Annotated in this window: 10 protein-coding genes; 2 read left to right on the forward strand and 8 right to left on the reverse strand. The window is 65.2% G+C overall.

Annotation, left to right across the window (positions count from 1 at the left end; translation table 11 throughout):
• Positions 1-211: 211 nt before the first annotated feature.
• Complete coding sequence (locus AX729_RS11730; RefSeq protein ID WP_082770409.1) at positions 212-844, reverse strand: TetR/AcrR family transcriptional regulator; 633 nt, start codon at positions 842-844, stop codon at positions 212-214.
• Positions 845-1,506: 662 nt separating this feature from the next.
• Between AX729_RS11730 and AX729_RS11740 the strand changes: the two genes are divergently transcribed.
• Positions 1,507-4,911, forward strand: coding sequence for an acyl-[ACP]--phospholipid O-acyltransferase (locus AX729_RS11740; RefSeq protein ID WP_061023136.1), 3,405 nt, complete (start codon positions 1,507-1,509; stop codon positions 4,909-4,911).
• 181 nt (positions 4,912-5,092) lie between these two features.
• Here the strand turns inward: AX729_RS11740 and tcuB are convergent, their stop codons facing one another.
• Together tcuB and tcuA are read right to left on the reverse strand one after the other, a co-directional pair.
• On the reverse strand, positions 5,093-6,193 hold the full coding sequence (gene tcuB / locus AX729_RS11745) for a tricarballylate utilization 4Fe-4S protein TcuB (RefSeq protein WP_061023138.1): 1,101 nt from the start codon (positions 6,191-6,193) through the stop codon (positions 5,093-5,095).
• Positions 6,180-7,571, reverse strand: coding sequence for an FAD-dependent tricarballylate dehydrogenase TcuA (gene tcuA, locus AX729_RS11750; protein ID WP_061023141.1), 1,392 nt, complete (start codon positions 7,569-7,571; stop codon positions 6,180-6,182). Before tcuA ends, tcuB begins: the two co-directional genes overlap by 14 nt.
• A gap of 150 nt (positions 7,572-7,721) precedes the next feature.
• Between tcuA and AX729_RS11755 the strand changes: the two genes are divergently transcribed.
• Positions 7,722-8,405: a GntR family transcriptional regulator gene (locus AX729_RS11755; RefSeq protein WP_061023143.1), complete on the forward strand. Its 684-nt coding sequence runs from the start codon at positions 7,722-7,724 to the stop codon at positions 8,403-8,405.
• A 5-nt stretch (positions 8,406-8,410) separates the two neighbouring features.
• On the opposite strand, the gene AX729_RS11760 is transcribed toward AX729_RS11755, so the two are convergent.
• The 5 genes from AX729_RS11760 to AX729_RS11780 form a co-directional block, all read right to left on the reverse strand.
• Complete coding sequence (locus AX729_RS11760; RefSeq protein WP_061023146.1) at positions 8,411-9,169, reverse strand: IclR family transcriptional regulator; 759 nt, start codon at positions 9,167-9,169, stop codon at positions 8,411-8,413.
• Positions 9,170-9,177: 8 nt separating this feature from the next.
• On the reverse strand, positions 9,178-10,059 hold the full coding sequence (locus tag AX729_RS11765) for an NAD(P)-dependent oxidoreductase (RefSeq protein ID WP_082770410.1): 882 nt from the start codon (positions 10,057-10,059) through the stop codon (positions 9,178-9,180).
• Between the two features lie 61 nt (positions 10,060-10,120).
• Positions 10,121-11,317 (reverse strand): ABC transporter substrate-binding protein, encoded by a 1,197-nt coding sequence (locus AX729_RS11770; protein ID WP_061023151.1) that lies wholly within the window; start codon positions 11,315-11,317, stop codon positions 10,121-10,123.
• A 16-nt stretch (positions 11,318-11,333) separates the two neighbouring features.
• Positions 11,334-12,191 carry an alpha/beta fold hydrolase gene (locus tag AX729_RS11775; RefSeq protein ID WP_061023153.1) on the reverse strand — a complete coding sequence of 286 codons (858 nt, stop codon included), beginning with the start codon at positions 12,189-12,191 and terminating at the stop codon, positions 11,334-11,336.
• Positions 12,188-12,631 (reverse strand): hypothetical protein, encoded by a 444-nt coding sequence (locus AX729_RS11780; RefSeq protein ID WP_061023155.1) that lies wholly within the window; start codon positions 12,629-12,631, stop codon positions 12,188-12,190. Before AX729_RS11780 ends, AX729_RS11775 begins: the two co-directional genes overlap by 4 nt.
• Positions 12,632-12,832 lie beyond the last annotated feature (201 nt).

The following is a 12,832-nucleotide window of genomic DNA, read 5'->3' on the forward strand; positions in this document are numbered from 1 at the left end:
CGAGCCACAAGCGATTGCATCCTGATCCAGCCGACGCGTCTCGCAGGTGGCCCCGACCCGGCCCCCTCGGCCGGCAGCGGCTTCATCCTGCCCTGTTACGGCCGACAGCCTTCGACAGGCGGAGCGAACTTTAACGGTGTCGCGCTGGCGGTCACGTTCGACGGCGAGTTCGCCACCCGCAGCGCCACCTATTCCAGCCCTGCGAGCCTCATCAGGATGACCGTTCTCCGACCGGCAGAATGCCGAGGCCGGCGAGATGCACGTCGAGAAACTGGTCGACCTGCTGGCGCAACATCTGCGGCGGCACGGCGACCATGCGCTCTTCGAGACCCAGCGAGATGATGCCGTGCACGGCGGAAAACAGCGTACGTGACAGCAGCGCGATCTTCACGTCATCCGCATCCGGCAAAAGCCGCACCAAGGGCGGGTGCATCAGCGCGAAGGCGTCCATCACCATCTGAAGAATGTCGTCCGGATATGGCCGATCGTCCTCCATCCGGTGCTCGAACAGCGAGCGCAGCAAATTGGCGTGCGCGGCGAAAAATTCGAGATAGGTCGCCGCAAGGCCGTAGAGCTGGCGGACCGGATCCTCGGCCGGAACCGCGCGGAGCCGCGCCGTGAGCGCCTGAACGGTCTCCCGGTTGACGGTCAGGATCACCCCGTCGAAGTCGCCGAACTCGTTATAGACGCTGCCCACGGAACACCCGGCAGCCTCCGCAATATCCCGAACTTTCAACGATCTCAGACCCTTAGCTGAAATTATGCCGCGGGCGATCTCAAGGATCAGGAGCCTGCGCCGACTTTTTTTCTGGTCGCGCAGCGATTCTTCTTGAACATTGTTCATTTTCAAGCTACTCATATGAACATTGTTCAAATTAACCTGGAGGCCTGCAAAATGCAAACCCTTGCTGTTGATATCGCCACCACTTTCGTCGACGACGCCGCGGCTCTCGCGAGCGGATTTGGCCGCACCCTGATCCGGTTCGTCATGGCCCCGATCGATCGCATCGCAAACGCCTGCGACATCGCCGGGGTGCTCGCCGAGCGCCGCGCGACCTTCCGGATGTGGCGGGCGAGCCGCGCCCGAGCGGCGCCGGTTCAGCCTGCTCGGTCGCCTCTCGCCGTTTCGGCACCTCTCCCACCTCACCTGAGAGGCGCTGCCGGCACGCTCCGATCGGTTCGAATGCAAGAGCCGGCTACAATGAAGGACTCACCATGTCCCGACGTTCACGCCTGATTTCGCGGCTCTCGGCGATGCGGTTCAACTCTTCCTCATCGCCCGACGCGATATCCCTGGAGCTGCGGCCCTCCTGCCGCCAGATACGCCGCGACCAAAGTCATTTGCGAACCTAATTGCGCCAATCGGAGACCAAGAGGATCGGAAGGAGCGACGGCTCAAAGCAGGCCGGGACGATCGTCCTCACCTGCAATAGCCGTCGCATATCGTCTGATCCCGACGCCCCACCGCAACGAAACTCAGGCTGCCTTTCCAAAACAGGACTAGTCATGATCAGGGAATTGATGTCGTCACGCCGCTTCGCGCCGCTGTTCTGGGCGCAATTCTTCTCGGCGCTCAATGACAACGTGCTCAAGAACGCACTCGTCATCATCCTGCTTTACAGCGCCGCGACCGGCCACGGCGACGCCCTGGTGACGGTCGCAGGCGCCGTCTTCATCTTCCCCTATTTCATCCTGTCCGGGCTCGGCGGCCAGCTCGCCGACAAGTACGTCAAATCCGTTGTCGCAAGGCGGCTCAAATTCGCCGAGATCTTCGCCGCTGCCTTTGCCGCCGCCGGCTTCTTCCTGCATTCGGTGCCGCTGCTGTTCGCAGCGCTCGCGCTGTTCGGCGTCATCGCCGCCCTATTCGGCCCGGTGAAGTACGCCATGCTGCCGGACCAGCTCGAGCTCGGCGAGCTCGCGACCGGCAACGCGCTGGTCGAAGGCGCGACCTTCATGGCCATCCTGCTCGGCACCGTCGCCGGCGGCCAGTTCGTGGCCGGCTCCGCGCATATGGGCTGGGTCGCATCGGCCGTGGTCGTACTGGCGCTGTTGTCCTGGGCCTTCGCCGCCCGCATTCCCGCGACCACGCCGTCCGCGCCCGATCTGCCCGTCGACACCAATCCCTGGACCTCGACGGTCCGCCTGCTCAGGACGTTGCATGCGGATCATCGGCTGTGGGACGGCACCGTGATCGTCTCCTGGTTCTGGCTGGTCGGCGCCATCGTGCTGTCGCTGCTGCCGGCGCTGGTCAAGGACGTGGTGGGCGGCACCGAGGGCGTGGTGACGCTGTGTCTTGCGATCTTCGCGATCGGCATCGCCATCGGCTCGCTGTTTGCGGCCAGCCTGAGCCACGTTCGCCCCAATCTTGCGCTGGTGCCGATCGGCGCCATCATCATGGGATGTGCCGGCCTCGATCTCGCCTGGGCCATCGGCGTGACCGCCAAGGCTCAGGACCTCACTGCGGCCGGCTTCGCGACCTCGTTCGCGGGCCTGCGCATGCTGGCCGACTTCGTCGCCTTTGCCTTTGGCGGCGGCCTGTTCGTCGTGCCGTCCTTTGCCGCGGTCCAGGCCTGGTCGGTGCCTTCCGAGCGCGCCCGCATCATCGCCGCCGGCAATGTGCTGCAAGCCGCCTTCATGGTGGTCGGCTCGCTGTTCGTCGCGCTGCTGCAGGCGGCCGGCCTCCATATCGGCTGGATCTTCTTCGGCCTCGGTGTCGCCAGCTTCGGCGCCGTTTGGTTCGTGCTCACGAAGTGGGGCAAGGAAGGCGTGCGCGATGCCGGCGGACTGCTGTTCCGTGCGCTGTTCCGCACCGAGGTCCGCGGGCTCGAAAATCTGCCGCCGGCCGGCACCCGCATGCTGATCGCGCCGAACCATGTCAGCCTGATCGACGGCCCGCTGCTGCACGCCGTGCTGCCGATCGACGCGAGCTTCGCGGTGGATACCGGCATCGCCAAGGCCTGGTGGGCCAAGCCGTTCCTGCGCGTCGTCAAGCACTACACCATGGACCCGACCAAGCCGCTGGCCGCACGCGATCTGATCAAGCTCGTCGCCGCCGGCGAGCCGGTGGTGATCTTCCCGGAAGGGCGGATCACCGTCTCCGGCTCGCTGATGAAGGTCTATGACGGCACTGCGATGATCGCCGACAAGGCCGACGCGGTGGTCGTGCCGGTGCGCATCGAGGGCGCACAGCGCTCCTATCTCAGCTATCTCAACAGCAGCCAGATCAAACGGTCCTGGTTTCCGCGCGTGACGGTCACCATCCTTCCGCCGGTCAAGCTCCCGGTCGACGAATCGCTGAAGGGCAAGACACGCCGCAATGCCGCCGGCGCCGCGCTCCAGGACGTGATGATCGACGCCCTGGTGAAGAACGCCATGCTCGACCATACGCTGTTCGAAGCACTTGGACACGCCTATCGCGACCGCGACACCGGCAAGGTCGTCATCGAGGACGCGCTCGGCACCAGGCTGACCTATCGCAAGCTGATTCTCGGCACGCAGGTCCTGAGCCGGAAGCTGGAGAGCGGCACCGCCGTCGGCGAGAATGTCGGCGTGCTGCTGCCGAACTCGGCGGGCGTTGCCGTGGTGTTCATGGCGCTGCAGAACATCGGCCGGGTGCCGGCGATGCTCAACTTCTCCGCCGGTCCGGTCAACGTGCTCGCCGCCATGAAGGCCGCGCAGGTCAAGACCGTGCTGACCTCGAAGGCCTTCATCGAGAAGGGCAAGCTCGACAAGCTGCTGACCGCGATCTCCGCGGAGGCGCGCGTCGTCTATCTCGAAGACGTCCGCGCCTCGATCGGCGCCGTCGACAAGATCAAGGGCCTGCTCGCCGGCACCGCGCCGCGGGTGTCCCGTCAGGCGAGCGATCCGGCCGTCGTGCTGTTCACGTCGGGTTCGGAAGGCACGCCGAAGGGCGTTGTGCTGTCCCACCGCAACATCCTCGCCAATGCGGCGCAGGCGCTGGCGCGGGTCGACGCCAACGCCAACGACAAGGTGTTCAACGTGCTGCCGGTGTTCCACTCCTTCGGGCTGACCGGCGGAATGATGATGCCGCTGCTGGCGGGGATTCCGATCTACATGTACCCCTCGCCGCTGCACTACCGGATCGTGCCTGAGCTGATCTACCAGACCGGCGCCACGATCCTGTTCGGCACCGACACGTTCCTCACCGGCTATGCCCGCTCGGCCCATGCCTACGACTTTCGCACCCTGCGCCTCGTGATCGCCGGCGCCGAGGCGGTCAAGGACCGCACCCGCCAGGTGTTCATGGAGCGCTACGGCATCCGTATCCTCGAAGGCTATGGCGTCACCGAGACCGCGCCGGTGCTGGCGATGAACACGCCGATGGCCAACCGTCCCGGCACCGTCGGCCGCCTGTCGCCGCTGATGGAAAGCCGCCTCGATCCGGTCCCCGGCATCGAGGAAGGCGGACGCCTTTCGGTGCGCGGGCCGAACGTGATGCTCGGCTACTTGCGGGCCGAAAACCCCGGCGTGCTCGAGAAGCTTCCCGAGGGCTGGCACGACACCGGCGACATCGTGGCGATCGACGCCGCCGGCTTCATCACCATCAAGGGCCGCGCCAAGCGTTTTGCCAAGATCGCGGGCGAAATGGTCTCGCTGTCGGCGGTCGAAGCCATCGCGACAGCGCTGTGGCCGCAGGCCGCTTCGGTCGCGGTGTCGATCCCGGACCAGCGCAAGGGCGAGCGCATCGTGCTGCTGACGACGGAGAAGACCGCCGAACGCAGCGCGGTGCAGGCCCAGGCCAAGACGATCGGCGCGTCCGAGCTGACGGTGCCCGCCACGATCATGGTCGTCGACAAGGTGCCGCTGCTCGGCACCGGCAAGACCGACTATGTCACGGCAACGACGATGGCCCGTGAGCAGGCGTCCTCGCCGGAGCGCGAGGTTGCGTAACCCGGCTCGTTCACCTCTCCCGCTTGCGGGAGAGGTCGCGCCGAAGGCGCGGGTGAGGGCTTTCTCCTCTTGGGGATTGTCCCACTGCGGAGCGACCCTCTCCCCAACCCTCTCCCGCAAGCGGGAGAGGGAGCGCACTTTCCATTGTTGAGCCGACCAAGCCTCATCCCATCATATCTGATCACGCCGCCGTCCGCCGCTCCTGCGCATAACGCACCAAGGCGGCAAAACGATAAATGCCGTGCACGAACTTGCCATAGGGCATGGTGATGAACAGCGCGAACACCGCGCCGAGATGCAGCGCCAGCAGCGGCCCCATGGCCGCGGTCTCGCGGAGGAGCAGGAGCGCCATGCCGGTGAGACCGGTCAGGAACAGCATGGCGATGAAGCCGACGTCCATGCCGTAGCGGTTCTCGTCGAGCAGTGCCGGATCGCGTCGCATCTTGGCCGTGAACAGCCCGACCGGCCCGACGATCAGGCCCATGCCACCGAGCGAGCCCAGCACCACGGGCAGGTCCCACCACGGATACGGCGCCTCGCGGCCGAGCAGATAATGATAGAGCGTGGCGACGGAGGTCGCGGCGAAGCACAGCAAAAAGCCGTAGAAGGTCAGGTGATGATACAGCTTGCGCCGGTCGGTCGGCTTGTCGTCCTCGTTGTAGCAGCCGACGCCGCCGCCATGGAGATAGCGCAGCTCGCCGGCATCGCGGATCGCCTGAAAGATCGAGCCGCCGTCGGCGCGGCCGCCGATCGGCGGACCGATATCGCGCCAGAAGGCGCGCACGCTCATGATCAGCGCGAGAACGGCATAGAGGAAGGCGGCACCGAACAGCGCGGCCATGGTGTTGTGCGGCATCAGCTTGTAGAAGGCGCCGGGGCCGGTGTGAACGCCGAACAGCACAGTGCGGTCGTAGAGCGCGGCGAAGCCGAGGATGAAGGCCGCCATGCTGAGTGCGGCGACGATGCTGATGACGAGGCCGTTGCGCGCAAAGGCGCCGGAGAGCGCCCGCGGCCAGGCATAGGCCGCATAGGATTCCGCGCGCGCGATCGCAAGCGTCCTGGGGACGTTGACGTTGAACTCGTGCGGCGGCGAGAACTGACAGTCGACGTAGCAGGCACCGCAGGCATGGCAGAGGTTTGCCAGATAGTTGAGGTCGCCGTCGGAGAAGGCGCGGCGCATTTCCATGGCTGGAAACACCGCGCACAGGCCCTCGCAATAACGGCAGGAATTGCAGACCGTCATCAGACGGTCGGCTTCGTCCAAAATCCTAGTTCCGTGCATGTTTCGCCGCTTCCCGTCCTGCGATCCGCCCGAACACGCTGCCGATGGTCATGCCCATGCCGGCGGCATACCCCTTGCCGAGCACGTTACCTGCCATGATCTCGCCGGCCGCGAACATGTTGGCCGACGGCTTGCCGTCAGCCATCAGCATCCGCGCCTCCTTGTTCACGCGCGTACCGAGATAAGTGAAGGTGATGCCGGGCCGAACCGGATAAGCGAGATAGGGCGGCGTCTCGATCTTGCGCGCCCAGTGCGTCTTGGGTGGCGTGATCCCTTCCGTGACGCAGTCATCCAGGATGGTGTGGTCAAAGGTACCGGGCCGCACCGCGGCGTTGAACTCGGTGATGGTTTTTTCCAGCGCGGCTGGATCTAGCTCCAGTTTGCCGGCGAGCTCGGCCACCGTCTGTCCGGCAATCGGCGGGAACAGCGTCGGCATGAAGCTCGTGACGACCGTCGAATCGAAGATGATGTAGGCGATCTGATCGGGCTGCGCGGCGACCAGCCGGCCCCAGATCGCGTAGCGCTTCGGCCAGATGTCCTCGCCCTCGTCGTAGAAGCGCTGCGCGTGCTTGTTGACGACGATGCCGAACACGACCGAGTCGTGCCGCGTGATGATGCCGCCGTCGAATTTCGGCGCGCGGGCGTCGATCGCGACCGCATGGCACTGGGTGGGATCGCCGACCTCCTGCACGCCCTTGTCGAGCAGCATCTTCAGGATCGAACCGCGGTTATAGGGCGTGCCGCGGATCAGGAAGTTGTCGGCGGCCTCGCCCCAATATTGCTTCAGCCATTCGATGTTGGCTTCGAACCCGCCGGCGGCGGCGACCAGCGAGGTCGCGCGGATTTCGGTCGCGCCCCTGATCGGCCGCTTGAGGCGCGCGCCGAGGAACATGCCGTCCTCGATCACGAGGTCGATGACCTCGGCGTCGTATTCGACGTCGACGCCGAGCCGTTCGGCGGTGAGATAGAGCGCATTCAGCATGGCGCGGCCGCCGCCGAGAAAGAAGGAGTTGGTGCGGCCGAGGCTCAGCGTGCCGCCGAGCGAAGGCTGCCAGCGCACACCCTGCTCCACGATCCAGTTCAGGATGTCCTTGGACTCCCGGATCATGTGGCGCGCCAGCACCTCGTCGGTCTGCCCGCCGGTGACGCGCAGCAGATCCTCCCAGAACTCCTCCTCGGTGTAGGGGCCGGTCAGGATTTCGGTCGCCGCGTCGTGGGCGCAGCGCATGTTGCGGGTGTGGCGGGTGTTGCCGCCGCGATAAAACTTCGGCGCCCCCTCGAGCACCAGCACCGAGGCCCCAGCGCGGCGCGCGGCGATCGCCGCGCATAACGCCGCGTTGCCGCCGCCGATCACCAGCACATCGTACTTGCTACTCATATCGTCTGCCCGATGGCGTCCGAGATTAGAGACATTCTGTCCGTCAGCGGCCCGCCGATCACGTCGAGCCATTGCGTACGTTTGTATACAAAGATATACATAAGGCAAGCAAGCCGCGTCTCTGCATGGCAGGGTGCGCATCGAGGGACCATGGCCAGACGTCCGGCGAAGGTAGGCGGACCGATCGCGCGCAGCGCCGGCGTTGCGTTGGGCGAAGCCGTATTCCGTTCGCTGTGCGAGGCGCTCCAGGCCGGCAGCTACCGCGCGGGCGACCGCCTGCGCGAGGAGGAGGTCGCCCAGCGGCTGAAGGTCAGCCGCACCCCGGTTCGCGAAGCGCTGGGCCGCCTCGCGGCACGCGGCTTCGTCGCGCCCGCCGCTGGCCGCGGGCTCATCGTGCGCAATCTCGACATTTCCGAGGTGCTCGAGCTCTACGCCATGCGCGAAATCATGGAGGGTGCTGCGGCGCGCCTCGCCGCCGAACACGCCTCAACGACGGAGATCGACGCGCTCCGGGACATCGAACAGGCTTTGGTCGAGGCGCCCCAGACCGACACCGCCGAAATGGCGCGGCTCAACCGCGCCTTCCACGAGGCGATCTGCCGGGCCGCACGAAATCGCTATCTCGACAACGCTTCGCGCGAATTGCAGGACTGGATCGCCCTGCTCGGCCCGACCACCTTCACCGTATCGGGCCGCCCTTCGACCAGTCACGGCGAGCACCAAGGCATCATCGAGGCGATCGCCGCGCGCAACGGCGACAAAGCGGAGCAGCTTGCACGGGCGCATATCCGCGAAGCGCTGCGCTTCCGGCTCAAGCTGCTGCAGAAGCAGTAGGCCGCCTAGCGTCTTGCGCGGCGCGTGGACCGCGCGGCGGTATCGGCCGAAGCGGCCAGGGCACTGTCCAGGAGTTCGGTCGGACCGCCCGAGGCGCGTGTCAGGCGGACGGCGGCCGTCAGCAGGAGCGACGTCATCCTCTTGACGTTCTCCGGCGTGAAGCGCGGCTTCGGGCCCGAAAGCGACAGCGCACCGATACATTTGCCGCCGGGACCGAACACGGGACAGGCAAGGCCGGCGCAATCCGGATCGCGCTCGCCGAACGACACCGCGATGCATGCTTCGCGGATTTCGTCGTAAGCGTTGCCCCTGTCACCGTCGAAAGCGAGAATGACGCGGCCGGCCGCGCCGCGGTCGAGCGGCAGGAGCATGCCAGCCTCGACCCGGTCGAGCGTCGAATGCTGGGAATCGACGCGAAAGACGCACAACCGACGCTTGGCGTCATGGCGAACGTGGAACGAGGGGCTCTCGGTCCCATCGGCCACGAGCTGGCGCAGCAGCGGCATCACGCGATCATGCAGATTGTTGCTGCGCTGGTAGACCGCGCCGAGCCGAAACGGCGTCGGTCCGAGATGGTAGCGGCCGTCGGCGAACTGCACGAGATAGCCGAATTCCTGAAGCGACGTCATCAGCCGCAACAGCGTGCTCTTGTACATTTTGGTACGCCGGGCGAGCTCGGCCAGCGTCATCGGCTCCGGCGCATCCTCGAAGGCGGCAAGGATGCTCAGGGCGCGGTCGACGGCGGCGACACCGGGCGAAGGCATGCGGTCTCCTAGTCGGGGAATCCGGAGGGATCGATGAGCTTTGCAATGACGGGAAAATAAGCATCGCCCATGCCCTTGTCGATCGTCTCCTGGAAGATCGTGCGCATCAGCGCGGCGCCGCGCACATTGAGCCCGGCCTGCGCACCCAGCTCCAGCGCGTAGGAGAGATCCTTCATTGCATATTCGGTCGAGAAGGCCCGCAGCGGAAACTCCTTGGCGACGATTGCCTTCATCCCGTGGTTACGCAGGGCAAAGCTGTCCGCCGACCCCTTGGACAGGGTCTCCAGCAACAGCTTCGGCTCGACGCCGCTGTGCTTGGCGATCGCGACCGCCTCCGCCAGCGCATTGACGGTCTCGAACAGCACCATGTTGTTGAGGATCTTCGTGACCTGCCCGGCCCCGGTGCCGCCACAGAGAGTGACGTCCGTGGCGAAATGCCGGATCAACGGCTCGACCTTCGCGAACTGCTCGACTGTCGCGCCCACCATGACGCTGAGCGTGCCGTCCTGCGCAGCCTGACGCGTGCGCGCGATCGGCGCGTCGATCCAGAGCGCGCCCTTGTCGGCGAGCTGCTTCGCGAACGACCGCGTCAGGCCGACATCGGAGGTGCCGAGATCGACCACGGTCTGGCCGCTTCCGATGGCGGGCAGGATGCCTTCGAAGACCGACATCACGTGCCTGGCACTGGGCAGGCACAGGAAGATCGTCTCAGTGCCGCCGACGACATCCTCGACCGATTTCGCCGCGGTCCCGCCATCGGCAACGATCCGCGCAAGCGGCTCTGCGGCCAGGTCGAACGCCAGCACCGGCCGCTCGCTCTTGCGCAAGAGGTTTCGGCAGATCGGCTCGCCCATGACCCCGAGACCGATGAACCCAATCGAACCAGACATTCCGTTACTCTCCTTCGAAAATCCTGCGACCGGCCGGTGCGGGCCCGCCCGGTCGACGCGGTTATTTCACCAGCGGGCAGCCACCCTCGCTCATCGGCCGGAACACCTCTTCGCCCGGCTTGGAGCTGACGACCCGGTAGTAGTCATACTTGTACTTGGACTCCTCCGGCTTTTTCACCTGCACCAGATGCATGGTGTGCAGCACGCGCCCGTCAGGGCGGATGGCGACATCCTTGTTGTACATATCGTTGACTTTCATCTCGTGCATCTTGGCGGCAACGGCCGTCGCATCCGTCGTGCCCGCCGCCTTGACGGCAGCGAGATAGTGGTGGACGCCGCTATAGACCCCGGCTTGCACCATGCTTGCGACCTTGCCATCCATCAGGGCGGCGTAGCGCTTGGACCAGGCCCGGGTTTGCTCGTTGAGGTCCCAGTAGAACGAGGTCGTCACCTGCAAGCCCTGGGTGACCTTCAGGCCGAGCGAATTCACGTCCGTGATGAAGACGAGGAGACCGGCGAGCTTCTGGCCGCCCTCGACGACGCCGAACTCGCCCGCCTGCTTGATCGCGGTCTGCACGTCCGCGCCCGAGGTCGCCAGCCCGACGACGTCGGCCTTCGAGGCTTGCGCCTGCAACAGGAACGACGCGAAGTCGGCGGTGCCGAGCGGATGCGCGGCCGAGCCGATCACCTTGCCGCCGGCGGCCTCGATGAACTTGGTCGCGTCGCGCTGGAGTGCGTGGCCGAAGGCGTAGTCGGCCGTCACGAAGTACCAGGTCTTGCCGCCGGCACGCGTGATCGCATCGCTCGTCAGCTTCGACAGCGCGTAAGTGTCGTAGTTGAAGTGGAAGCTGACCGGCGAACAGGACTTTCCGGTGAAGTCGGACGAGCCGGGGCCCGAGATCACGAAGATCTTGTTCTTCTGCTTGGCGACTTCCAGGATGGCAAAGCCGGCCGAAGAGGCCGCGCCGTCCGCGATCATGTCGACGCCCTCGTTGTCGAACCATTTGCGCGCGGTGGCCGATGCGATATCCGGCTTGTTCTGATGGTCGGCAGAGATGATCTCGATCTTCTTGCCGAGCAACTCGTTGCCGAAATCCTCGGCGGCGAGCTTTGCAGCGGCAACCGAGCCTCGCCCGCCATTGTCGGCGAACACGCCGGATTGGTCGTTGAGAACGCCGATCCTGATCACATTATCGGCTGCAAGCGCGGTGCTCGCCTGTGCGGCCAGAATTGCCGCAATCATCCAATGCAACTTCATGAGATACGCCTCCCTTTTACGGATTTTGATTGTCGAGAATGTCTTGCAGCACCGGCGCGATGTAGCGCCGGAATTGATCGGGGTTTTCACTCATCGGAAAATGGCCGAGCCGCTCCATGACAGTGGCCTTCGCGCCGGGGATGCCGGAAGCGGTGCGCAGCGTGTCTTCGGGCGTACAGGAAAAGTCGTACTCGCCGGTCAGGAGATAGAGCGGGCACTGGTTCACGTCGATGGCACCGGTGCGTCCGCGCAGGTCGCCATCGACCCGGTAGAAGTACAGGTCCCCCTTGAAGATGCCGGGACCGCCCTGCTTGTAGCCCCATAGCGTCTCGTTGCGTGCCGCCTCGGGGCCGCCAGGCGCGATCAAGCCCGACACCAGTGCGGCACACACCTCGCCGCCATGGACATCGGGCCGGTTCAGCCAGGCCGTGTCGTACCATGGCTGCTGGAAGTCCGCCGCCTCGAGCCCGATCAGGGCCCGAAACTCGCGGGCATGCTCAATGGCGAGATTGAGCACGATACGGCCGCCGATCGAGCAGCCCATCACCACCGGCCGCTCCAGCTTCAGCGCATTGCAGAACGCGCGGATGGTCCCGGTGTAGCTTGCGGTGGTCAGCCGGTATTCGCTGCCGTATTGGCTGTCAGGCGGATTGGACTTGCCGTGCCAGGGCATGTCGAAGGCGATGACGCGGAAATTTCTCGTGAACTCGTCATCGCCGAGCAAATGGCGCCATTGCCGTGCGTCAGAACCGGCGGTGTGGAGGCAGACCAGTGGAATGCCGCTGCCGTTTTCCTCGAAGTAGATCCGGTTGATCTCGCCATTGACTTCGACGTGGACGTAGCGCCCGACGATCGGCTCGATGAAGCCGTTCATGACGCACCTCCAAAACCGTTCTGCCTGGGCAGCGCCAGGAGATCCTTGAAATACTGAAGATGCGTCATGAAGGGATGCAGATCCCCTTCCAGCGTCGCCTGTCCGCTCTTGGTCAGCGCGAGCAGGTCATGCCAGCCCGCCGGCGGCATCTGCTGCCAATAGGCGGCAAGCGCGGCCGGCGTCGCGCGATACGCGAAACGCCAGGTGCGCATCAGGACAGGCGCCGGAGTCATATCCACGATCTGGCCGGCGCGGATGGCGACGTGAAACGGCTGCGTGCTCGGCCCGAGCAGGCAGTCGACGTCGAGCCAGCGTCCACGAGCGGTCAGAGCGGCATCGCGTGCCAACAAATCAGGGATCGCCTCGAAGGCCGCGATGACAGCGCCGGGCTTGAACGACACCGGCGGGCCGTCGCCTTGATGGACGCGCTCAGATTCCATCGTTCGTCCCTCCTTTATCGTCGTTCTGCCGTACAGAATGATATTCTATTTCTATTCCAGTTCTATACAGAGCTTGTGAGCGAACTCAAGTGCAAGAGGCCGCATGCCTGCGCGGCAGGGCTATCGCATTTGAGAGACTTTCCATCCGGTCATCCTTCGAGACGCCCGCCTTTGGCGGGCCCTCAGGATGAGGACTGAGTG

Origin of the sequence: Bradyrhizobium sp. CCH5-F6, from assembly GCF_001556045.1 — a bacterium.
GTDB lineage: Bacteria > Pseudomonadota > Alphaproteobacteria > Rhizobiales > Xanthobacteraceae > Bradyrhizobium.